At 37.8% G+C, this 21,308-nt stretch carries 31 protein-coding genes; 19 read left to right on the top strand and 12 right to left on the bottom strand.

Translation table 11 applies throughout. From position 1 onward, the window contains the following. Positions 1-5: 5 nt before the first annotated feature. The 4 genes from ACG94X_RS14120 to ACG94X_RS14135 are packed head-to-tail and all read right to left on the bottom strand — an operon-like array spanning position 6 to position 4,766. Entirely contained in the window at positions 6-812 is an 807-nt protein-coding gene (locus ACG94X_RS14120; protein WP_419384346.1) for a hypothetical protein, read from the bottom strand. Between the two features lie 3 nt (positions 813-815). Continuing rightward, the gene (locus ACG94X_RS14125; protein ID WP_419384347.1) at positions 816-3,002 is read right to left on the bottom strand and encodes a portal protein; all 2,187 of its coding nucleotides are present in this window, start codon (positions 3,000-3,002) and stop codon (positions 816-818) included. Next, positions 2,999-4,288, bottom strand: coding sequence for a PBSX family phage terminase large subunit (locus tag ACG94X_RS14130; protein ID WP_419384348.1), 1,290 nt, complete (start codon positions 4,286-4,288; stop codon positions 2,999-3,001). The genes ACG94X_RS14125 and ACG94X_RS14130 overlap by 4 nt, the downstream gene beginning before the upstream one ends. Then, a complete protein-coding gene (locus ACG94X_RS14135) occupies positions 4,263-4,766 on the bottom strand; it encodes a hypothetical protein (RefSeq protein ID WP_419384349.1) in 504 nt (167 codons plus the stop codon). The genes ACG94X_RS14130 and ACG94X_RS14135 overlap by 26 nt, the downstream gene beginning before the upstream one ends. A gap of 311 nt (positions 4,767-5,077) precedes the next feature. Here ACG94X_RS14135 and ACG94X_RS14140 point away from each other — a divergent pair, with 311 nt between their 5' ends. Then, positions 5,078-5,236 (top strand): hypothetical protein, encoded by a 159-nt coding sequence (locus tag ACG94X_RS14140; RefSeq protein WP_419384350.1) that lies wholly within the window; start codon positions 5,078-5,080, stop codon positions 5,234-5,236. 188 nt (positions 5,237-5,424) lie between these two features. Here ACG94X_RS14140 and ACG94X_RS14145 read toward each other — a convergent pair whose 3' ends face one another. Continuing rightward, on the bottom strand, positions 5,425-5,643 hold the full coding sequence (locus tag ACG94X_RS14145; protein WP_419384351.1) for a hypothetical protein: 219 nt from the start codon (positions 5,641-5,643) through the stop codon (positions 5,425-5,427). Between the two features lie 474 nt (positions 5,644-6,117). Between ACG94X_RS14145 and xseA the strand changes: the two genes are divergently transcribed. From xseA to ACG94X_RS14160, 3 genes are all read left to right on the top strand, one after another. Next, entirely contained in the window at positions 6,118-7,380 is a 1,263-nt protein-coding gene (xseA, locus tag ACG94X_RS14150) for an exodeoxyribonuclease VII large subunit (RefSeq protein ID WP_419384352.1), read from the top strand. After that, positions 7,373-7,567: an exodeoxyribonuclease VII small subunit gene (xseB, locus tag ACG94X_RS14155; RefSeq protein ID WP_009586282.1), complete on the top strand. Its 195-nt coding sequence runs from the start codon at positions 7,373-7,375 to the stop codon at positions 7,565-7,567. Before xseA ends, xseB begins: the two co-directional genes overlap by 8 nt. 84 nt (positions 7,568-7,651) lie before the next feature. Beyond that, positions 7,652-8,740 (top strand): MrcB family domain-containing protein, encoded by a 1,089-nt coding sequence (locus tag ACG94X_RS14160; RefSeq protein ID WP_419384353.1) that lies wholly within the window; start codon positions 7,652-7,654, stop codon positions 8,738-8,740. 176 nt (positions 8,741-8,916) lie between these two features. On the opposite strand, the gene ACG94X_RS14165 is transcribed toward ACG94X_RS14160, so the two are convergent. From ACG94X_RS14165 to ACG94X_RS14190, 6 genes are all read right to left on the bottom strand, one after another. After that, complete coding sequence (locus tag ACG94X_RS14165) at positions 8,917-9,570, bottom strand: hypothetical protein (protein WP_419384354.1); 654 nt, start codon at positions 9,568-9,570, stop codon at positions 8,917-8,919. Between the two features lie 113 nt (positions 9,571-9,683). Further along, entirely contained in the window at positions 9,684-10,184 is a 501-nt protein-coding gene (locus tag ACG94X_RS14170; protein WP_419384355.1) for a hypothetical protein, read from the bottom strand. A gap of 2 nt (positions 10,185-10,186) precedes the next feature. Beyond that, a complete protein-coding gene (locus tag ACG94X_RS14175; RefSeq protein WP_419384356.1) occupies positions 10,187-10,594 on the bottom strand; it encodes a putative endonuclease domain-containing protein in 408 nt (135 codons plus the stop codon). Further along, a complete protein-coding gene (locus ACG94X_RS14180; protein WP_419384357.1) occupies positions 10,591-11,529 on the bottom strand; it encodes a helix-turn-helix domain-containing protein in 939 nt (312 codons plus the stop codon). The genes ACG94X_RS14175 and ACG94X_RS14180 overlap by 4 nt, the downstream gene beginning before the upstream one ends. Positions 11,530-11,675: 146 nt before the next feature. Then, a complete protein-coding gene (locus tag ACG94X_RS14185) occupies positions 11,676-11,951 on the bottom strand; it encodes a hypothetical protein (protein WP_419384358.1) in 276 nt (91 codons plus the stop codon). Positions 11,952-11,964: 13 nt separating this feature from the next. Beyond that, the gene (locus ACG94X_RS14190) at positions 11,965-12,183 is read right to left on the bottom strand and encodes a hypothetical protein (protein ID WP_419384359.1); all 219 of its coding nucleotides are present in this window, start codon (positions 12,181-12,183) and stop codon (positions 11,965-11,967) included. Positions 12,184-12,317: 134 nt separating this feature from the next. Here ACG94X_RS14190 and ACG94X_RS14195 point away from each other — a divergent pair, with 134 nt between their 5' ends. From ACG94X_RS14195 to ACG94X_RS14205, 3 genes are read left to right on the top strand one after another with little or no spacing between them, the layout of a single operon-like run. Beyond that, positions 12,318-12,998 (top strand): XRE family transcriptional regulator, encoded by a 681-nt coding sequence (locus ACG94X_RS14195; protein ID WP_419384360.1) that lies wholly within the window; start codon positions 12,318-12,320, stop codon positions 12,996-12,998. A 15-nt stretch (positions 12,999-13,013) separates the two neighbouring features. Beyond that, positions 13,014-13,316: a hypothetical protein gene (locus ACG94X_RS14200; protein WP_419384361.1), complete on the top strand. Its 303-nt coding sequence runs from the start codon at positions 13,014-13,016 to the stop codon at positions 13,314-13,316. Between the two features lie 57 nt (positions 13,317-13,373). Further along, complete coding sequence (locus ACG94X_RS14205; RefSeq protein ID WP_419384362.1) at positions 13,374-13,691, top strand: hypothetical protein; 318 nt, start codon at positions 13,374-13,376, stop codon at positions 13,689-13,691. Here the strand turns inward: ACG94X_RS14205 and ACG94X_RS14210 are convergent. After that, positions 13,688-13,900 (bottom strand): hypothetical protein, encoded by a 213-nt coding sequence (locus tag ACG94X_RS14210; protein ID WP_419384363.1) that lies wholly within the window; start codon positions 13,898-13,900, stop codon positions 13,688-13,690. The two genes, ACG94X_RS14205 and ACG94X_RS14210, sit on opposite strands and share 4 nt — an antisense overlap. A gap of 191 nt (positions 13,901-14,091) precedes the next feature. On the opposite strand from ACG94X_RS14210, the gene ACG94X_RS14215 reads away from it, so the two are divergent. The 12 genes from ACG94X_RS14215 to folE all read left to right on the top strand — a co-directional run bounded on the left by ACG94X_RS14215 (position 14,092) and on the right by folE (position 21,308). Continuing rightward, positions 14,092-14,475 carry a hypothetical protein gene (locus ACG94X_RS14215; protein WP_419384364.1) on the top strand — a complete coding sequence of 128 codons (384 nt, stop codon included), beginning with the start codon at positions 14,092-14,094 and terminating at the stop codon, positions 14,473-14,475. A gap of 20 nt (positions 14,476-14,495) precedes the next feature. Further along, on the top strand, positions 14,496-14,777 hold the full coding sequence (locus ACG94X_RS14220; RefSeq protein ID WP_419384365.1) for a hypothetical protein: 282 nt from the start codon (positions 14,496-14,498) through the stop codon (positions 14,775-14,777). A 17-nt stretch (positions 14,778-14,794) separates the two neighbouring features. Beyond that, a complete protein-coding gene (gene recT / locus ACG94X_RS14225) occupies positions 14,795-15,715 on the top strand; it encodes a phage-derived integrase/recombinase RecT (RefSeq protein ID WP_419384366.1) in 921 nt (306 codons plus the stop codon). Next, complete coding sequence (locus tag ACG94X_RS14230; RefSeq protein WP_419384367.1) at positions 15,712-16,365, top strand: hypothetical protein; 654 nt, start codon at positions 15,712-15,714, stop codon at positions 16,363-16,365. The genes recT and ACG94X_RS14230 overlap by 4 nt, the downstream gene beginning before the upstream one ends. After that, positions 16,362-16,520, top strand: a complete 159-nt coding sequence (locus tag ACG94X_RS14235; RefSeq protein ID WP_419384368.1) for a hypothetical protein — start codon at positions 16,362-16,364, stop codon at positions 16,518-16,520. The genes ACG94X_RS14230 and ACG94X_RS14235 overlap by 4 nt, the downstream gene beginning before the upstream one ends. Then, on the top strand, positions 16,517-16,897 hold the full coding sequence (locus ACG94X_RS14240; RefSeq protein ID WP_419384369.1) for a hypothetical protein: 381 nt from the start codon (positions 16,517-16,519) through the stop codon (positions 16,895-16,897). Before ACG94X_RS14235 ends, ACG94X_RS14240 begins: the two co-directional genes overlap by 4 nt. Next, positions 16,898-17,101, top strand: a complete 204-nt coding sequence (locus ACG94X_RS14245) for a helix-turn-helix transcriptional regulator (RefSeq protein WP_419384370.1) — start codon at positions 16,898-16,900, stop codon at positions 17,099-17,101. A gap of 110 nt (positions 17,102-17,211) precedes the next feature. Continuing rightward, complete coding sequence (locus tag ACG94X_RS14250) at positions 17,212-17,796, top strand: anthranilate synthase component II (protein ID WP_419384371.1); 585 nt, start codon at positions 17,212-17,214, stop codon at positions 17,794-17,796. A gap of 15 nt (positions 17,797-17,811) precedes the next feature. Then, positions 17,812-18,858: an anthranilate phosphoribosyltransferase gene (trpD, locus tag ACG94X_RS14255; RefSeq protein WP_419384372.1), complete on the top strand. Its 1,047-nt coding sequence runs from the start codon at positions 17,812-17,814 to the stop codon at positions 18,856-18,858. Positions 18,859-18,878: 20 nt separating this feature from the next. Next, positions 18,879-19,685, top strand: coding sequence for an indole-3-glycerol phosphate synthase TrpC (trpC, locus tag ACG94X_RS14260; protein ID WP_419384373.1), 807 nt, complete (start codon positions 18,879-18,881; stop codon positions 19,683-19,685). A 248-nt stretch (positions 19,686-19,933) separates the two neighbouring features. Beyond that, positions 19,934-20,632 carry a Smr/MutS family protein gene (locus ACG94X_RS14265; RefSeq protein ID WP_419384374.1) on the top strand — a complete coding sequence of 233 codons (699 nt, stop codon included), beginning with the start codon at positions 19,934-19,936 and terminating at the stop codon, positions 20,630-20,632. A gap of 127 nt (positions 20,633-20,759) precedes the next feature. Next, complete coding sequence (gene folE / locus ACG94X_RS14270) at positions 20,760-21,308, top strand: GTP cyclohydrolase I FolE (RefSeq protein ID WP_419384404.1); 549 nt, start codon at positions 20,760-20,762, stop codon at positions 21,306-21,308.

The raw sequence follows: 21,308 nt of genomic DNA on the forward strand, positions 1-21,308 counted from the left end.
TTACCTTAAGTTATTCCACGGCTGCGTAAAAACTCATCATCAGATCCTTTGTATGGATCTTTTTTTGAGTTTGCCCCACCTTTCGGTGGATTCACTGGCGGTGGAGCATTAGAAATTTTTGGAAGTTTCGGAGCGTTTTTGAGTGATGCACGTACTTCACCAAGCTTCATCATTTGTTGAAGCGGTGACATATTGAGTAAATCGATGAAATCCGCAGGATCTTTGCCAATCTGATACAGCACAGCAGGTGCATCCTCACCAAGATCTAAAACAGCAATGCTGATTTGTTCGGGAAATTGACCACCGCTAAGATTGACCAAACCATCAATAACGTGATGGTAATCCGCATGATCTTTGGTAAAAGCGGCTTCTGCTGTATCAAGTTTTATCACTTGGGCCTGATACATTTGCTCATTGCGCTGTTGCTCAAAGTGGTTTTCCATCCCACGTTCAGCAGCAGTTTTTTGATACTGCACAACCGCTTTAGCAAAATCTTCCACAGATTCATATTCATGCAATTGTGGTTCTTTGAGATTAGCTTGATTCACAGCGCCATATTTTGCTTCTAAAGCTTCTGCTTTGCGAAAAGCTTCATTTCTCTCCCAAGTCAGTTTATTAATACGCTTATCAATAGCATTCTGCCGTTGAGTCGCTTTTTCTGTCTCAGCCTTTTGAGTGGCTTCGGCTTGCTGTTCTGCTGTGAGTTCAACTTCACTGTCACCATCACCTTGCGATTGATCAGCAACTTGCTCTGATTCAATAGCGGTATTGGGTAGTGTGGTGTCTTCTGCAGGTTGCTCAATATTTTCCATACGTTACTCACTTAAGCCTTGAAAACCGTCAAGTTCGGGGTTTTGTTCATTTGCAGTCATGTTTTGCGTATCCATCCCGATCTGACCGTCATCAGGTACGAATTCTTGCTGTTGCTGTGCCTGTTGCTCCAACATTTGCTGTTCAAGCATCTGCTGCTGATTTTCATCAGGCATAAAAAAACCGCCATCTTGTGGCGGTTCTGGTTGAATCTGTGATTGAGGTGGTGGACCATTCTGCGAATTTATATCGAGCCATTCAGCCGGTGGTTGCAAATGTTGCAGAATCATATTAATTGCACCTTTGAGCTCTTCTAATTCAGCCTTAGCCACATTATTGAGTTGAGCCACTTCAAGTGTTGTACTTGCCTTGAGTTGCTCAATCTCAAACTTCGCTTGGCGTTCTGCATTCTTATCTTCAACTTGTGCCATCGCTTGCTGTAACTGCGTTTGAAGCTGCTGCATTTGTTGTTGATATTGCTGCATAACCGCTTGCATTTGTGGATCACCCTCACCATCTTGCGTCAATGCAGGATTTAGTGATTTTTTAATACGCTCCACAATGTCATCAAGCATATTGCCATCATCAAAGGCTTTAAGCAGTAGATCTGGTGCAACCTGACCAATCTGCGGAACAAATTTCAATAACTCAGTAAGAGCCTGTTTATTCTCTTGACGCTGACTGATATAACTTGCTCCTGTGGTCATACGAATATCGTAACGACCAACAGTTAAATTATTCAAAATACCTTCAGCCGTTTGCTTATTGATATCTACACGCTGAGTTTTACCATCTTCACCAGTAATTCGCTTAATCAAAGGTACGGTATAAACCTTTTGATATATTGCCAGTAAAATACGCCCAATCTGACAAGTAGACTTATTCAAATTGTCTGCAATATGAAAATGGCTCACATCAGCACGTTGCTGTAGAAGACTAATCGCTTTACCTGACTGATTATTAACATTCTGACCCATCGCTGCAGGTTGCATATTGAGAATTTCTTCAATACTTTCTTTTGCTCCATTGGCAGCGTTCAAAATACCTGTTAGAGCTGTCATTGCAGGAAGTTGTTGTGGTGGTGCAATTGGTTGAGCAGCATCATCGATATCGTTATAGCGTAATACTTGATAACCATTGGGGTTCGCCCATTCAATCAACTCACGAGATGCGCGCTCAGGAACAAGATATTGCTTACGTTGCCCCTCGGTAATCTGCTGAGCCTCAGATGATTTCCATAAGTTATAAAGCTTCTGCGGATCTTTAGCAAAGTGGATCAATGAGAATAGATAACGATCTTCACCATCCCATGTCACATCCCCATACACAGGTACAATCGGCAACATCGGCACTACAAATTCACGGTTTTCTAATACCTTTGAGCCTGTCAGTTTGTACCACCAACATACTTCTACATAACTTTCACGCTGATCATGAATCTGTGATTTATCAGTAGGCTCATCAAAAGTAGTTGTACCATCAATCAGCAAATACAAAGTCTTAGTTGTTCGTTGAAGCTCAAACAATTCAGCGATACAAAGCGTTTTATCCTCTCGATTAATCCAACTACTTTTATCATCACTTTCAAAATCTACCGCAGCATCTTCACCATACTGCTCAATAACATCCTCTTTTGACACCCAAGTTTTGAGCGCAACAAAACGTGCATCTGATCCGTCTAATTCTTTGCTGTTTGGATCAAAATAAACTGAATCCGCATTGTGAATCGACATGATTTTAGGTTCTTGCTGAAAGCTGTCAGGAGAAACATAATCAACATGAATACGAATTGCACCAAAAGCACTATAAACAACATTCTCTACAGCAGCATCGTAAGCATTTTCAGCACCGCTTGAGATTTCAGTATCTCGCAGCAAACCGTTTAAGATTTTTGCAATCTCAGGATCTGCTACATCATCCACAGGTTCAGCCTTGATTTGCTGACGATTCAAGCGTGTAGTATTTATATATTGCTTACAATAAGTGCGAAGCTTATTAATCGTTAATGTTGGTACGCCTTCACCTTCACGTGCTTTACGATCTTTATCGCTCCATTGTGCTTTATCCAAGGTGACAAACTGACGATCTTCTCTACCGCGTCGAAAATTTTCATCCCAATAATCTGCTGCGTCATCGCACAAACTACGCACACGATCAAGAATATCAGTGTCTTTTTCTTTCTTCTCTGTCATGACAATGTTGTCCTTGCTGCGAGTGGTGGGGGTGGAGATTTCTTACTGGTTGGCATCTGCATCTTATTAATATTCAAAGCACCTTCACCGAATGCATCTGAACCATGTGATGCCCAATCATGTACAGGTGTCGCTTTGAATTGGTCTAACTTGTCATTAAAATCACGACGATAATTCTGTAATGCTCGAATACCGTGCTTACAGCGTTCAGCATCGAACCAACAGTTCTTCAGCATTTGTCTTGTTGCCTCAATACGATCTTCAACATTGAGCCTTGCGCCTTTGGTCATGCGATAGCCAAGTTTCGCCATAGTCTGCTCTCGACTCACCCCACTGGATAAATCACGTGCTGCAATGTCATGTGGTGCAAAATGCTTATCAAATCGATAGCCAAGTTGTTGAGCTTTCTCATCTAAGATTCGAGCATAGTGTGCAAGCGGTTCGTTATTAGCTTCGTAATAATCAATGACTCGAACCTCTTTACCGTAAATCTGGAAGAACCAAATTGCTGTTGGATCTAGAATTCCTAAATCCCATGATGTAAATACAGATAAGTTTGGATCATGTGGAACTCTACAAATACGATTTTCACGTTTGATCTGCTCAAATTCTGCTTTGTAAATTGCACCGTCTGCAATTTCTTTTGGCTTACCTAAATAGATATGCTCATATTCGTCGTAGTCAGCGTCTCTCATTTGTTCCGCCAATTTAATTAAATCAGGTGGGCAATGTTTATTTTCATCATAATTAATTTGAATGGCTATCGTATCGTCACGATCAGGCACAACATAGTCAGCGTATACAGCATCACTGGGTAGCTTTGGATTCATTGACATGATGATCATGCAATTCGGTGTACGGACGACAGTAGGAATCAAAATCTTTAATGAATATGCACTGACTGTTTGAGCTTCCTCAATCCATGTGATTGTTGCACCCTCAAAGGACTTTACAGAATCTACGGTATGATTTTGCAGCCCTGAAAAACTAAACTCTGTACCATTTAAGCCACGTATTTCTGTGTCTAGAATGAGGTAGAACGATTCTAGTTTAAGCGTAACAATACGATCAGATAAAAGCTTATGTACTGATTGCTTGATCGACTTCTGAATCTCACGGCAACAAAGAATACGATGCTTTGCAGTTGCACCAGTAATTAATAGAAAATCGGCAATCTCCCATGACTTACCGCCACCTCGACCACCGTGAAATGCATAAAATAATTTATTATTGGTTAAGTGTGTGTATAGCGGCTTAAACTTACTTGGTACTCGTTTCTCCATCATTTTCGAATACCACCTTGATTCCTAAATTTGCGCCATCTTTTCCAGTGATTTCATGCTGCTGTTTGTCGCGCCATTGATCAGGATTTCTATTCTTTAACCAGAAAATTGCTGAGGTTGTATCAGGTGGTAACTCTTCCTCCACCTCAACAATCTCAATCCGCTCTTCTTCCAATACACGCTTTCCGAACTCATATTCAACACGCTTTAACTTAATGGCTTGTTTCTTCTTGATCTTCGCCCCTCTTGCTCGCTCAAATAGTGAGTTGGCAATCTCCATATCGGCAATTTCCTTACCTCTTTTTATGGACTCCGAAAATTCAGAATGAACTAGCTTCCACTTATTAATAGTTGACTCGACCACACCAAAAAAATCAGCCATTTGTTTATCTGTTGAACCTAGTAAGCATAACTTGTATGCCTGCACACAGTATTCTTGCTTGAATCTTGATGGGCGACCTGCATTAGATTTTTTGGTCATATTTACCCCCATTAGAAAAGAAAAACCCCATCAACATCTAGAATGTGACAGGGCTTTATATGCCGTAATACGTTCGGCAAGGACAAAGGAAACGTAGCGAAAGGTTAGTTATTAGGGATGTCCGATTAACTCATCTAATTACAATCTATTTTTTTTTACCTAAAAATAGGGATTGAGTAGAAACACGTGTTCTAGATACAATATAAAAACATTGATGAAAATAGTGAGTATTTTACCAAAAAGTAAAATAATGCCATTGTTACAAAAGGGGAAATTAATAAAATAAGCAATAATAATAGGAGTTTAAAAAAATGAAAAAATATATATTTCTCATATCTATGATTATTGTTTCAATTACTACAATTTGTGGCGTGACTGCTTATCAGGATAACAAAGAGAAAAGACGTACAGAGATTCAAACAGTTTTGGTTGATGCAGAAAAGCAATTAAACAGTTTTAAGAGTAAATAGTTCAATTAAGTGTAATCTCATCAACTTTAAACCCAGACATTAAAAAAGCCTCACATTTCTGCAAGGCTTCAACCTTTTATCTTTTGCGCTGATTTAGGTTTATTTGTTATAAGTGTTAAATAACACGACACTTTTAGCAATAAATGAGAAGTATCTCAAATTTAAAACATATAATAGTCACTCAATTATTAACCCTTAACCTTTTTCCTTACAAGCTGCTCAGCAACAACCACAGCATCTTGAAACGTCACTGTACTCGAAAACCAAAATCTATAGAGCTGAAGATCTAGAACTACTGACTGTCTAAAATAAATTGGGCTTTTGTCACTCTCTGTATCTACTTTGAATTGGAAAACTTCTTTCTCAATAATCTGACCATTCAGATCACCACCAATACAAATATTCATGTGCTTTCCTATTTATCAACAGGAGTCTAACACTTATTCGTTGATCTCAAATGCAAAAAGCCCACTGAAAAGTGAGCCTTAGTTTAGGTACTAATACTATCTATAGAATACTATGCCTGAATTGAGGCCGCCAAACAGATACATCAATAATGTAAGAATAAGAAATATTGCGAAGAAAAAAACTGCGTTCAAAGAGTAGTAAATGACTTTACAACCTTATTTAATAATTGTTTACATACTATACACGAGAAGCAACATTTAACCTAATTACACATTTTAAAATTATAGCATGCAAAAAAATACCCACTCATTTGGAAGTGGGTATGTAAACTTTAAAAGTGTGTGGATTAAGATAACTTTGTCCACTATAACAGAAATATGCCATATTCCCTGTACAGGGTCAATATCTATTAATTGCCTTTGATTGTGAGGTTATATAGTATTTCATTTAACAATTTCGAAATTTCTCAGTTTATGCCCGACTTTCAGCTTTCATTAAGTGAATACCTCAATACTGTTCAAGAAGTTATACGTGTGGCTTTTGATGAACCTGTATGGATCAAAGCTGAGATTAGAAATCTAAGTATCAAAGGCGGTCACTATTATTTAGAGCTAGCAGAAAAAGAAGAAAATACCGATAAAGTGATTGCAAGCTGTAAAGCGACTATTTGGAAGTTCTCTGCAGCTAAAATGGTTTTAAAGTTTGAACGTGAAAGCGGTATTGAATTATCTAAAGATTTAAATGTTCTTATTAAAGTAAAAGCTCGCTTTGATCCTCAGTATGGCTTCTCAGTCAATGTCGAAGATATTGATTCAAGTTATACCTTAGGTGATATTGCGCGGCGTTATCAACAAATATTAGAACGCTTAACCACCGAAGGCTTAGTCAATAAGAATAAATCACTCCCTATTCCCTTCGATATTCAAAATGTCTTGGTAATAGCCCCTGAAAATGCTGCAGGTTTGGGTGACTTTAAAAAAGATGCTGATGCACTCGATAAAGCAGGTGTTTGTCACTTTGTTTATCACACAGCAACATTCCAAGGAAACACTGCTGCAGTGAGTATTACTGAAGCTTTAGCTAATGCTTTGCGACAATGGGTTAGAAATTTCAATACTGCTCCCGATCTAATTGTGATTATTCGTGGTGGCGGTGCAGTGAATGATTTAGCTTATTTAAATGACTATGATCTGGCAGCCCTGCTCTGCAAACGCTCAGTTCCTATTTGGGTCGGTATTGGCCATGAAAAAGATCGGACGATATTAGATGAAGTGGCCAACCGTTCTTTTGATACACCAAGTAAAGTGATTGGAGGTATTCGTAATTTAATTGTAGAACGCACACAAGAAGTTCTTGAATCACTACAAACCATTAAACTTCTATCTCAACACCAGATAACAGCGTATCAAAGCCAAAATGATCAGTATATTCGAGTAATCAAAACGCTTGCTCATGGTCAGATCAATGAATCTAATAAAAGCTTAGATTTGATGAAAGGCACTCTTCAATATTTAGCACAGCAACAGGTTAAATTAGCATCGAATCAAGTTGAATCATTGATGCGTGAAACTTTATTGCAGAATCCCCGAAACGTGATGGCCAAGGGTTACGGTATTATTCGAAATAACGGTAAAGCCATCCGTTCAATTAAACAAATTTCAGGTGATAGCATCCAAGTTGAATTACAGGATGGGACTATCGAAGCCAATGTAACTAAGGTGATCAGCAATGACTAAAAAAGAATTAACGTTTAAAGAAGGCTATGAAGTTCTTAAGAAGAATGCTGAGCTGCTTGAATCGCAAGAAGAGCCTGATATCGATAATTTGATGAAAATCGTTGAAGAGTCTATGTCTGCTTACAAAGCGTGCAAATCACGGGTAGATGCTGTGCAACAAGCTTTGAATGAGACTTTTAAGGAGTAGGAAAATTATTTAATATCTCCCACAATCCTTTAGTTTCGTTCTATATAATAACTCTGAATTTTCAAAAACTTGATCTATTTTTCTATGAAACAAAATCTATTAAATATACTTGATCATTATTTATATGCAAAACAGCAACCTTTTAGCACAAATAAACAGCAAAATCACTATGTTTCATTATCCTCTGTAATTATATCTACTCTTCAAACATGGATTATTAAATATTCAGACCCCAAATTAACCTATGAATTAAGCTGGTCTCATGGCCAAGGTAATTGGGCTGAAATACCCTGGATACTCTGTACAAATAAAGCAATAACGTCATCTGCGCAGCGTGGGTACTATATAGGTATTTTATTTTCTGCTGATATGAGCTCATGCTCTATGGGAATTTTACAAGGTGTAACAGATGCTAAACCAGAAGATCTTATTAGTTTTTCTTCTCTCGCTATTGAATATATTGGGGGAAATTCAGAGTTTAAAAACTTAAAACTTGGCTGTATTGATTTAAAAGCGACCTCAAATTTAGGTAAAAAATACCAAAAATTTGCTATTAAGAGTTTTGAATACCCAAAAACATTACTTGGAACTATCGACGATGAGTTTATAGAAAAACAATTTAAAATATTACTTCGTGATTATGAAACTCTTTATCATAATGCACAAAATGACCTTTCTGATTTGGCCCCAATTTCTAATCAATCATACCAAGCCATTATACAAAATAACGATGATAATAGTGAAAACTTAGAAGTTGTAGAACGGGAAGAAGAAATACCAGAAACTCTAGCTACAGAAAATTCCAGATATAAACGTTCAAAAGATAAAAGCCGTAAGGCGCTAAAGTTAGCAAATTTTCAATGTGAAATAGATTCCTCACATACAACATTTCTAACAAAGAGAAACCAGTTTTATGCTGAAGGCCATCATCTAATTCCAATGAGTCAGCAATCTAATTTTAAAGTATCACTAGACGTCACTTCTAATATTATTTGCCTATGTCCAAACTGCCACACTGCACTTCATTATGGAAATAATGAGATCGTTAAAGAAAAATTAAACAAACTATTTCAATTACGAAATGAAAGGCTCAAAAATCAAGGTATCGACCTGCCTTTTAAAGAAATACAAAATATGTATATTAAAGTTGGGTTAGATCAAAAATATGATTAATTAAATAGCATAATTTTAGAATTATTCAAGAAAACTTACTATTGCTAAAATTGAAAGTTTGTGAGGTTAAAAAGCGCCCTTAGGCGCTTTCTTCCAGAATTCTTAAAACTCTTGGTTTCCTTGAAATATCCATTCTAACCAAATTTTCAAGAAAACGATTTTACTTAGCTCATAATCTATACAGCAGCATCTTCTTCATTATTCGTTTCTATTTCAGGTAATTTGAAGGCATCTTTTTTGAAACCATTAAGGAAGATGCCACAGGTCGCATATTTCTCTACATACCTCAAGCACAGAAATCCAAGCAATAAAAATATAGTTGGAATGGTGACTAGCAAAAGAATCGTTAATGGCATCCCTTTTTCATAAGAACTTACCATCCACGCAATATATTTGTTCATAATTACAAATGGAATTAACCCAATAAATGCGCAGAAAGCATATCCAAGCAAAAACAATAAAGCATTGATCCAATGAGATTTACGTTTAAACCCAGTAATTACCCCAGTCTCATCCCGCTCTCGTGTGAGCATACCTCTAATCTCAGCATACTGTACTACCCAGTAATCAGCATTTTCATATTGCGAGAAAAACTTCGCCTCGTTATAGGTTAGTGAATCATTATTAAAAAGAGACTTAGCTAATCTATCTTTATACAAGGCTGACCGCATTTTTAAATCTTGAGCCTCGAATTCTACTGCCAGTTTCAAAGCCTCTACTTTGCTTTCTTGATTGTGCTTTAAGTGCGCTAATTTATTGTTCAAGAATGCCAATACAATTGGCACAACCAGAACAGCTAAAACCCCACCAATTTTTATAAAAGTTTCCATTAACTTATTTTTTATAAAGTAAAAGTCTGATTTAGGACAAATTATAACTTTTGTCAACCAACATTTAGGACTGAAACTTAAATTTGTCAACCAAACCAACTATAAAACGGCTTTTAGTTATATTTTATAAACCCATACCGACTATGCAATGCAGCCAACCCACACTTTACATCCATCCGAGCATCCAGCTGACTGCGCTCATCTGTCACCATTTCAGACCACGAATTGCTATAAAAGTAACGATTAATAATTGCATCCATCCAATCATCTAAAACTTCTGATTGTCCTTGAATGTCTAAAATCAATCGCTGTACTGCTCGCGCCTCATTGTCATTAATCTGACAAGTAATCTTTGTCCTTGATGTCTTAGGTGGTTCAAAATCACCAGTTAAATAATCTGCGATGATTTGTTGTTGTTTCTCCTTGGTCATCTTTTTATATTTTTGAGCCTTTACTGCAGTATCCATGGCAACAGCAATAGGGTTAATACTTTTTCCACATGTACCTGATGCGCTATTCATCCAAGCACCAAATTGATATAACCACCCTTCTAAATCAAACCGTGACCAATCTACTAACTGTAAGATATGTTGTTTTGCCACTGCAGTACTCATCGTTATAAATCCCCTACCATCATCTCAATCTGTTGAACTGCTAAACCTGACTTCACTTGCTCAGTGCTATACCGATACACTGAATAACCCAAAGCTGTAGCTGAGTTATATTTCTCCATATCCCCGATATACCCCTTCCCCCTTGTGTGTCGTCCTCCTGACCAGATTCCACCTTCCACTTCAACCAATATCTGTTTTCCAACAATGTGAAAATCAGCTCTCCATTTACGTTTTGGATGGAATTTAAATTCTTGCTCAAATTCGATTTTCAGCGCTTTAAGCTGTGTTGCTAGCAATGACTCACCAATACTCTCAACTTTCTCACCATGGGGCTGACGTTTTGATTTAGCTCTGGTCTTACACCCCTTGCCAAACTGTTTGTGATATTCAGCGAGTGAGATACTAGTCATGCCCCCTTACCCTTCGCCTTAAATCCAACCTCATCAAGCCATGACTTCCAGTTTTGAAGTTCATTCGGATCTGAAAGTTTTGCAGCAATGCGACTTGTTAATTTTTCATAAGATTCACCGGGTGAACTAAATTTGCTAATGACCTCAGGGAGGTGGGCAAGTTTGTTAGCGAATACGTAAATTTGTTGCGGTGATGAAAAAACAAGAAATTCAGAATTTCCGTTAAATTTCCCATTTTGAGCCTTGTCGTATTTGTGACGGTTTTTCAGAAGTGTGTCAGCGAAGTGGTAAATCAAAAGATCATCACAAAGATTCTTGTCAGCATTGAAAAGTTCGAATGCTTTTTTCTCTCGTTCAAACCAACTTGCTTCGATTAAATTTTTGGGTACCACGGTAGGATCGGCTTGATCTAATTCCAAACGAAGTTTTTTAAAACAAAGCCAATCTTTTTTATTTATAGATTCAATGGGAGATTCTATTGGGAGATTCTGTGTCCCAATAACGGCACTGTTAGGCATCCCGCTATTGGGACTGTTAGGGGTACCATTAACGGAACTGTTCCGCTTTTGGAACTGTTCCATTAATGGGATTGTTTCAGGTAGATTTTGACCTTTTAACTGTCCCGTTGTTGGGATTGTTTCACGCCCATTTATCCCTATTAATTTATAAACTTTGACCTGTTTCGTAATACCTTTTCGCTCTCCTGTATCAAGAATCAGTCCATCTTTGATAAGTTCAGCGATAACTTTTAGAACAGTTTTACGCTCAATCTCTGTGTCTTTTTCAAGGCGTTTCATACTTGGGTAACAACAATGATCCTCACCCGCACGATCGGCAAGTGACAATAAAACAAGTCGCTTAAGAGGCTTTCGACAACCGCCTTTTTCCTCATTAAGTTCTACACGCCAAGCCCAATTTGTAGCATCTAAGCTCATACATCACCAACCTTAGGCTTTGCATACTCACCAAATGAAATAATTTTTTTGGCTTTAATGCATTTGCCTGAATCTTGTTCTTGTGCTAAATTTGATTTCATATTCATTCCTGATATGCGTGAATATATGAAGCCTGATTTCGACGATCAGGCTTTTTCTTTGTCTGAATTAATGTGAATCCCTTCCAATCCCTCTGAATCCCACACCTCAGTACTCAAATCCCTGATTAACCCTGTTAATCCCAAGCGCTCAAAAGATTTAGCTTGTAAATTAAGAACATGCCACTCACCTACGATTTCTTTTTCAAGAAGATATGCGAGGTACTGAGCTAATTCTTTACCCTTAATGTTTGCAAGCGTCTTGGCTCGCTCATGGATTTCAGGAGATAAACGAACATGCGTAGATTTTTTATCAAGACTCATAGAAACCTCATTTTTATGCTGTAAGCATCTGGAACTCTTTTAATGAAGGGCAAAGATCAACTGCTTTGAATTTTCCTTCAGTCGCTTTTTCTGCACGAATGGCAACTTTTTCTGACATATTCCAACGTCCAGAAACATAGCCACTAATGTTGGATTGGCTAACTTTTAGAGCATCTGCGGCAAGATCTTGACTGCCGAAATGCTCTACCAATTCTAGATATAAGGTTTGCATTAGCATTCTCTTATTAAAATATAAGTAACACTTAGAATAATATTAGCATTCTAATAAATAATCAATAAGTATTCTTATTTGATTTAATATTAGCTGACTAATATTATTAAGGAAGATTCATGAGGTTGTGCGTTATGCTTAAAGACAGACTTAAAGAGGCAAGAAAGAACGCCCGAAAATCACAATTAGATGTCGCTGATGCTATTGGTATTACTCAATCGGCATATAGCCAACTAGAAACAGGTCGTGTTGATTCTTCCTCACACCTACCTGCAATTGCTAAACATTTAAATGTTGATGCTTATTGGTTGCAAACTGGTATTGAAAGCAATAACTTAACAACGATAGAAACATGGGATGAAAACACACCATTAAATGATGATGAGGTGGAAATTCCGTACTTTAAGGACTTTAGTTTTGCATGTGGATCTGGCGCAACTGGTGAAGCATTAGCATCTGAAACACGCAAATTGCGGATGTCTAAAGCAACTTTAAGAAACCTAACAATTGATAAAAAGAATGCAGTAGCCACTAGAGCTTCTGGCAATTCAATGAACCCCACCATTAAAGATGGCGATACAATTCATATTGATTTGGGTCGAAAAACTATTAAAGATGGGAAGATATTTGCCATTTGTCATGGTGATTTATTTTTTGCAAAACGCTTATACAACCTACCTTTAGGTGGTGTGCGCATAGTTTCAGATAATGCAGCCGAGTTTCCAGAAGTACAACTTAATGCACAAGAAATAATAGATCAAAAGTTTGAAATTGTTGGATGGATTTGGCAGATTTCTTCAATTGAATCATGGTAATAAAAAGAGAACATAATGATTGCAACACTTAATAAATCTAAAACTGCACTAACAATTAATCGTCAAGAATTTAAATTGGCATTGGGTAAAATTGGTGCAGGAATTGATAAGCAAATAGCATCTCTTAAAAAAGCCAAGCAAAGCTATGACGCTGCGGAAATGGCACGTGAGGTCGTTAGTGAGGCAAATATCTTTGAAGCCATTATTGAAGGCTTTAACGAAGCAGAAGAAACCAGTCTAAAGCTGACTGACATAACTAATCTTGAGTTGGCTCAAGGATGGATAGAAGATTTTTTAGAGAAGTATAAAGATATATAAGATTAAAAAACTGCGAACCCGACGCAGTCCTTTAGAACAGATCGGGTGGAGAAAATAATGAGTATTGAATATGAATTAGTAAAAAAGGCAATTCTTGAAAAGAAACAGATTTTTGCTATATATCAAGGATATGAACGCGAAATGTGCCCTCATGTTATAGGAAGAAAAAATAGAAAAGAACAAGCTCTATTTTATCAGTTTGGAGGTGAAAGCAGTACTGGTACTATTGTTAAAGGTTCAACTAGTAATTGGCGTTGCATAAGAGTTAATGAACTTGATAACGTTCGAATAGTAGATGGCCCATGGCATACTGCTGACAACCACTCAAGGAAACAAACTTGTGTAGATGTTATTGATGCTGAAGTAGAAATTTAATCAATAACTGCTTGGCAGCTGATCCAGTTTTCTAGTATGGCTTGATCATTCCAATCTTTGAGCATCTGTAAAATATCTTCTTGGGGTAATGTATCGCCCCAAGAGCCCACACAAGCCATTAATCCGCTATTTGCACCAAGCAAGTCAAATGATCTTTGAATTTCTGCAATAATTTCAAGTTGAACTTTTGATAATTTTTCAATATTCATATTAGTAAACTCCAACCCACCCTGCGTGGGTTTTCTTTTGCCTATTAAAACATAAAAATTAAATATCTAATAAATATATTAGAATACTTATTGACTACTAATATTAGTATGCTAATATTTATCTCACCAACCAATAAAAAATCCCCATCACTTGCAGGCGTCGGGGATTTTACTCAAAGAGTGAGATGAGTATGAACGCAAAATTAAACGTGATCAAGTCAAACATGTTAGTAGGCACAGGGGCTATCGCCCTATTAGTCTCAGCTTTTGTTTTAGATCCAACTCAAGAACCACAACAACAAATCGTAACTGCACCATTCATCATTGATGAAATTTCCTCTGATTCAGCTACGGTTTACACGGAAGATGATCGCTTCACTTTAAAGGTCGAATTTGATTCTCGTACTTTTGGTGATGGTAATAGCTACCAGTCTTGGAACGATGTAGAGCTTAACCAAATCAAAGACATTAAAGTTTATGGCGATCATGGTGAAGTGGCTGATTATTATTTAGATCAAGTTGATGTAAGCATTCTCGCAAACCAATTAGAAAAAGAATTACGTGACCGCCTTTAAGCGGTCATAGGGAGTTGCTTATGAACATTCAAGTTAATACGGATTTAATTGAAATTGCTCGCCTTGAATCGCTTGTGAATCAAGTTGCTAATGAATTGGTTGAGCTTTCAGACCCAAATGACACTATCACTGAAATACAAGGTAATTCGATACAGATGATTTATGCAGGGCGAGGCTCAGAACAAATCGAACTATTTTTATCAGACAAATATAGAAACAAAACACGTATTGCATATCAATCCGATGTTTTAAGTCGTTTAACAGAAATCAAAAATTACATTTTGGAAGGTTTAGCGGCTTAGGTCGCTTGGAGAAGAAGATGAATGCACCAGTGAATACAGAGAATCAAGTTGCTGAACACGATCCAAAGTCAATTAAAGCTTACGTTTCCGACTCTAAAATTCGTCAAAAATTTGAAGAAGTTTTAGGCAAGAAAACTCAAGGTTTTTTAGCCTCAGTCATGCAAGTTGCTAATCAACCACAGTTAAAAAATGCAATTCCTGCAACTGTAATTAATGCGGCAATGATGGCGGCAACGCTTGATTTACCGATCAATAATAATCTTGGTTTTGCTTACATTGTGCCCTACAAACGCAAGTTTAAAGACGATCAAGGTCGTTGGCAGGAAAGCAGTGAAGCTCAATTTCAAATGGGTTACAAAGGGTTTATTCAACTTGCACAACGCTCAGGACAATTTAGCCGTATTGCTGCAACACCAGTTTACGAAGGTCAATTGATTTCAGCGAATCCCCTACTCGGTTATGTGTTTGATTGGACAATTGAAAATAAAGGTGAAGCAATTGGTTATGTAGCTTTTTTTAAATTGCTAAATGGCTTTACTGCTGAGCTTTACATGAGCAAAGCAGATGTGAATAAACATGCAGGACGTTACAGTCAGTCATTCAAATATGGCGGTGTTTGGAAAGATAACTTTGAGGCTATGGCACTCAAAACCGTTACTAAGCTTTTGTTATCCAAGCAAGCACCCCTTTCAATTGAAATGCAAACTGCCCAATTAGCGGATCAAGCCATTGTTCGTGATGTTGAATCAAATGACTTTGAATACATTGATCATAATGAATCGGTTAGTGTGATTGAAGCTCCAAAGCTAACTGTAGGCGATGAGGATTTCAGTAATCTTTTGGATCAGTTAAATGCAAATGCTATCGACAAGGCTTATATCTCAGAAAGCTATGATTTGACTGACTCTCAGCGCATTGCAGTGGAGGCTCAGGGATGAAAGTATTCCGTGCATCAAGCCTTTACAAGCTAATAGGCGAATCTAAAAAGAAAAGTGAATCACTTTCTGATACAGCGAAAACCGAAATTCGCTCTACTGTTAAAGAAGATTTATTCACTTTCAAATCTTTCATAGGCAATCAATACACAGCTAAAGGTAACTTGCTAGAAGAAATGGCAATCGAGTTATCAGGAAAGATGCGTTTTAAAAAGCTATTCAAGCACACAGGTCGGGTCAGCAATGACTTGATTACTGGTGAGTGTGATGTGTTGGAAGGTCGCACTATCTACGACACTAAATGCACTTGGGATATTGGCACTCACCCTTTCTTTGCAGATGAAGCAATAGATAAAGTTAAAAAAGCAGGCTATGACGTTCAAATGCAAGCTTATATGTGGCTTTACGATTGTGATGTAGCTCATGTTGATTTTTGGCTATTCCCTTGCCCTATCGAGCTTACAAAGGATTGGGATGATCGTGAGCAACTAATTGATCTGGTTGATCGCATTGATATTCGAGAGCGATTGACTACTGTCACAATTAATCGTGATGAATCAGTAATTCAGAAAATTAAAGAAAAAATTCCGCACTGCCAAGCTTATTACGAAAAACTTTATGCAGAACGTAGTAAAGGGAGTATTGCTGCATGAAATTCCACTACTCCACTATCACCCGAACGCTCAATGTGTTCGGGAATAAAATGACCCATATTTTTGACAATGTAAATCCAAGCGAAGTGGATAACTTAATTGTTGATGCAAAATTTAAAGAAGCGAATTGGAGAAGCACAGGAGCAAAGCCATGATTGAAAAAATTAACCAATTGATGCCTGTTGAAATAGTTCGCGACAAAAACGGAATCTGGGCTCATCCAGAATATCAAAACTACTGGAATATTAATTTTGGTGAAGGCGTGGATTTTTGTACTGATTCACAATGGGAAAAGCTCGAAATTGAATTAGGCATTAATACAAGTGTGGTGGAACTACCCTATCTTAATGGGGATGATGACTATGATATGTCGCTTATTTCCGATCAAGTCATTAATGCATTAAAGCCCGATGGTAAAGATTGGTTCATATTCTCAATTCATGAATGCAATGATGGTCCAGTTGCTTTATGGGCCAAACCTAAAAATGATTTATCTGAATCGGTGAAGCAAAGCTTGAATGAGGTGTCTTAAGTGAGTATTGATAAGCGTGTCCGAGCATCCGAATTTATGAATTTACTTTCGGTTGGTCGCACCAAGTTTTACAGAATGCTGAAACGCGGTGATCTACCAATGCCTGTGCGGCTCAACGAGAAAGATGTTTATTGGCATGAGTCTCAAGTCAAAAAAGAAGTCGAAAAACATAAACAAGAATCTGATAATATAGCCTGCACTTAGCAGGCTTTTATTTTGTGCCTAGGTAAGATTATTTCAAAACGGGTAACACCACGGGTAACAAAAACCGAAAAACAAAATAAATGTATATATTTCTAATGGATAGACTCAATATGCTTCTCATGATCGACAACTATGACTCATTTACTTATAACATCGTCCAGTATTTTGGCGAGTTAAATCAGGAAGTAAAAGTAGTCCGTAACGATGCCGTGACGATAGAGGATATTGAGCGATGGCAACCAAAGTATTTAGTGATTGGCCCTGGTCCTTGCTCACCATCTGAAGCAGGAATTTCTATTCCTGCCATTCAGCATTTTGCAGGGAAAATCCCGTTACTTGGTGTGTGTTTAGGACATCAAGCTATAGGACAGGCTTTCGGTGGCAACATTGTACGTGCCAAAACGGTGATGCATGGTCGTTTATCTGACATGTACCACAGCGATACTGGCATTTTCAGCGACTTACCTTCTCCATTTTCAGCAACCCGCTATCATTCACTGGTGATTGATCAAGCAACTGTTCCTGAATGTTTGGAAGTAACCTGCTGGACCAATGAAGCTGATGGCTCTATGGAAGAAATCATGGGCGTGAAACATAAGACATTGCCGATCGAAGGTGTGCAGTTTCATCCTGAATCCATTTTGAGTCAGCATGGTCACCAGATCTTTAAAAACTTTTTAGATATTTATGCATAATGAGCGTTAAAGAAAATGAATATTCAACAAGCTTTAAATAACATCACCAAAAATATTGAGCTGACTCAGCCACAAATGGAACAAGTGATGCGTACCATCATGAGTGGCGAAGCAACAGATGCACAAATTGGTGCATTGATGATGGGACTACGCTTAAAAGGCGAAAGTATTGACGAAATTACTGCTGCCGCACGTATTATGCGTGAATTTGCCATTAAAATTGATGTCAGCGATATTCCTCATTTGGTAGATATTGTCGGTACAGGTGGTGATGGTCAGAACTTATTTAATGTCTCTACTGCATCATCATTTGTGATCGCAGCAGCAGGTGCAACCATTGCTAAACACGGTAATCGTGGTGTTTCTTCAAAATCAGGTTCTTCCGATCTACTTGAACAAGCAGGAATTAACCTCGATTTGAATATGCAGCAGACTGAACGCTGTATTCGTGAAATGGGCGTAGGTTTCTTATTTGCACCAAATCATCATAAAGCTATGAAATATGCAGTCGGCCCACGTAAAGAGTTGGGATTCCGCAGTATTTTTAACTTACTCGGCCCGCTTACGAATCCGGCTGGGGTACGTCGTTTTGTGATTGGTGTTTTTTCCAATGAACTTTGTCTGCCTATCGCAGAAGTGATGAAGCAGTTAGGTGCTGAACACGTAATGGTGGTGCATTCCAGAGATGGACTGGATGAAATTAGCCTTGCATCATCCACTTATGTGGCCGAATTGAAAGATGGTGAAATCACGGAATGGACGATTCAACCTGAAGATGTCGATATTGAATCTCAGACATTAACAAGCTTATCTGTAGATAGTGCGTCGGAAAGTCTTGAACTTATTAAAGATGCTTTAGGCAAGAAAAAATCTGCTCGTGGTGAAAAAGCAGCCAATATGATTGCTTTAAATGCAGGCGCAGGTATCTATGTTTCGGGCTTAACCAAGTCCTATAAACAAGGTGTAGCTTGGGCGCATGACATTATTTACGGTGGTCAGGCTTTAGAAAAGATGGGCATTTTGTCTGAATTTACCAAAACGCTCAAAGAATACGAAGCATAAGAATTAGAGGAATCATTGTCATGATGGATATTGCCAATACCATTTTAGGTAAAATTGTAGATCGTAAACACGAAGAATTTACTGCTCGTTTAAAGCAACATAGCTTAAAAGATGTAGAAGAACTGGCAAAAGCTGCGACACCTGTTCGTGGTTTTGCCCAGTCGTTGTTAAGTAAACGTCCAGGGGTGATTGCCGAAATTAAAAAAGCATCGCCATCTAAAGGGATTATTCGTGAAAACTTTAATCCTGCGGAAATTGCAGCGCAATATGAAGATGCAGGTGCAGCTTGTTTATCTGTACTGACTGATATCGATTTCTTTCAAGGTGCTGATGAAAACATTCAAATTGCCCGTAGCCATTGCAGTTTACCTGCGCTACGTAAAGACTTTTTGATTGATCCTTATGGTGTCATTGAAGCACGTGCTTTACATGCAGACTGTATTCTACTGATCGTGGCGTGTTTATCGGATCAACAATTGGAAGAAATGTCGAAAACTGCATTCGAGCAGAATTTAGATGTATTGGTTGAAGTACATGATGAATATGAACTTGAACGTGCATTGAAACTTTCAGATCGTTGCCTGTTGGGTGTGAATAATCGTAATTTAAAAACTTTTGATGTCGATTTAGATACATCATTCCGTTTAAAGAAATTACTAGACCCTTCTCGTTTACTCATTACAGAAAGTGGGATTGCAACACCTGAAGATGTACGTAACATGCAAGAGCATGATATTCATGCATTCTTAGTCGGTGAAAGCTTTATGAAGCAACCTCGTCCTGATCATGCATTTACCGCACTATTTGGAACGCCTGAAAAAGTTTAAGCATGATATTTTAGGATAACTTTTCTCATTCTGATTTAACTAAAAAGCCTGATCTATCATGATTGGGCTTTTTTATAAAATAGCTGTTTCTGTCACAAATACAAAAAAACGTTAATAGACTTATTTCCACAAAATTTCATTTTTACATCAAAACCCCAAAACGCTTAGTGAACGCAATTCAGTTCAAATTTTACGTGATTCAGATTATACTTAAGGTCAAATACTGCCTTTTACTGTTTTTTGCAAATATGAGTAACTCAGATTCCGCATTCTCTAAATCACAACTTGATTTATTAAAGCAATTTAAAAAGCAAATCACGCATCCACACTCTTCAAAAGTTGCAGCACAACCTGAACCGAAAAAAGTACAGGAAGTGATTGAAGAGCCGAATGATACTGATTTGTTTAAAAAAGCCTTACTCGGTGTCAAAGCAATTGATAATGGTAATATTGCCAAAATCGAGCGCAGTGATTTGCGTAAAAAACCTGATGCAAAAACTTTGGCTAAACGTGCTGCTGCTGAAGGTGCATTTGAAATAGACAATGCTGAATTATCAGATACTCAAGCGATTTTGAATCCTGTAGCCAGTCAAGCGACTTTAAGCTACCGCATTGCAACGCTACAACATAAAGTTTTTGAAGATTTAAAAGCAGGAAATTTGCGTTGGTTTGAAGCTGTGGATTTGCATGGTTGTACTGTGGAAGAAGCACGTGCTGCGGTATTACAAATTATTCAAATCGCTAAACAGGAAAACCAAAACGTACTTAAAATTGTGCATGGCAAAGGCCCAGATGCTATTCTCAAGACCTATGTCAACGGTTGGCTTCGCCAGCATCGTGATGTTTTAGCTTTTTCAAGTGCGCCTGAAAAACAAGGTGGAACTGGTGCAGTTTTGGTATTACTCAAACGCGCTGAAAAGAATCCCAAATTTAATGAAACTCAATGACTGTTTATTTTAAAATGGTCAAAACCCTCCTAAGTGACGGTTTATCTTGTAATTGAAAAATATTATTCATTTTTCTGCTACAATGCCGTCCTTGTTCAATCCGTATAAGTGAACACGTTTTATGTCTATGCAGCAATCCTACGCAAATATTTTAACTGCCGTTGGCGAGGACTTAGACCGTCCTGGTCTGAAAGATACGCCTATGCGTGCGGCTAAAGCTTTTTCGTACTTGACGTCTGGCTATAGCAAAACGCTTGAAGAAGTGACCAATAATGCGGTCTTCCCTTCAGAAAATGATGAAATGGTTTTGGTCAAGAATATTGAATTTTATTCTTTGTGCGAACATCATTTATTGCCATTTCATGGTCGTGTACATATTGCCTATCTTCCATCTGGCAATGTTTTAGGTTTATCTAAATTTGCACGTATTACAGAAATGTTTGCACGTCGACTACAAATTCAAGAACAATTGACTAAACAAATCGCAGATGCTGTGGCTGAGGTTACTCACGCTCGTGGCGTTGCAGTGGTCATTGATTCTGCTCATATGTGTATGATGATGCGTGGTGTAAGTAAGCAAGAATCTACGACTCGGACTGTATCTTTTGTCGGTGAATTTAAAACAGATAAAGAAGTACGTCGTGAGTTCTTATTGGCTGTGCCTGAAGCGCATTAA

Origin of the sequence: Acinetobacter psychrotolerans, assembly GCF_048552595.1 — a bacterium.
In the GTDB taxonomy this organism is placed as follows: Bacteria; Pseudomonadota; Gammaproteobacteria; order Pseudomonadales; family Moraxellaceae; genus Acinetobacter.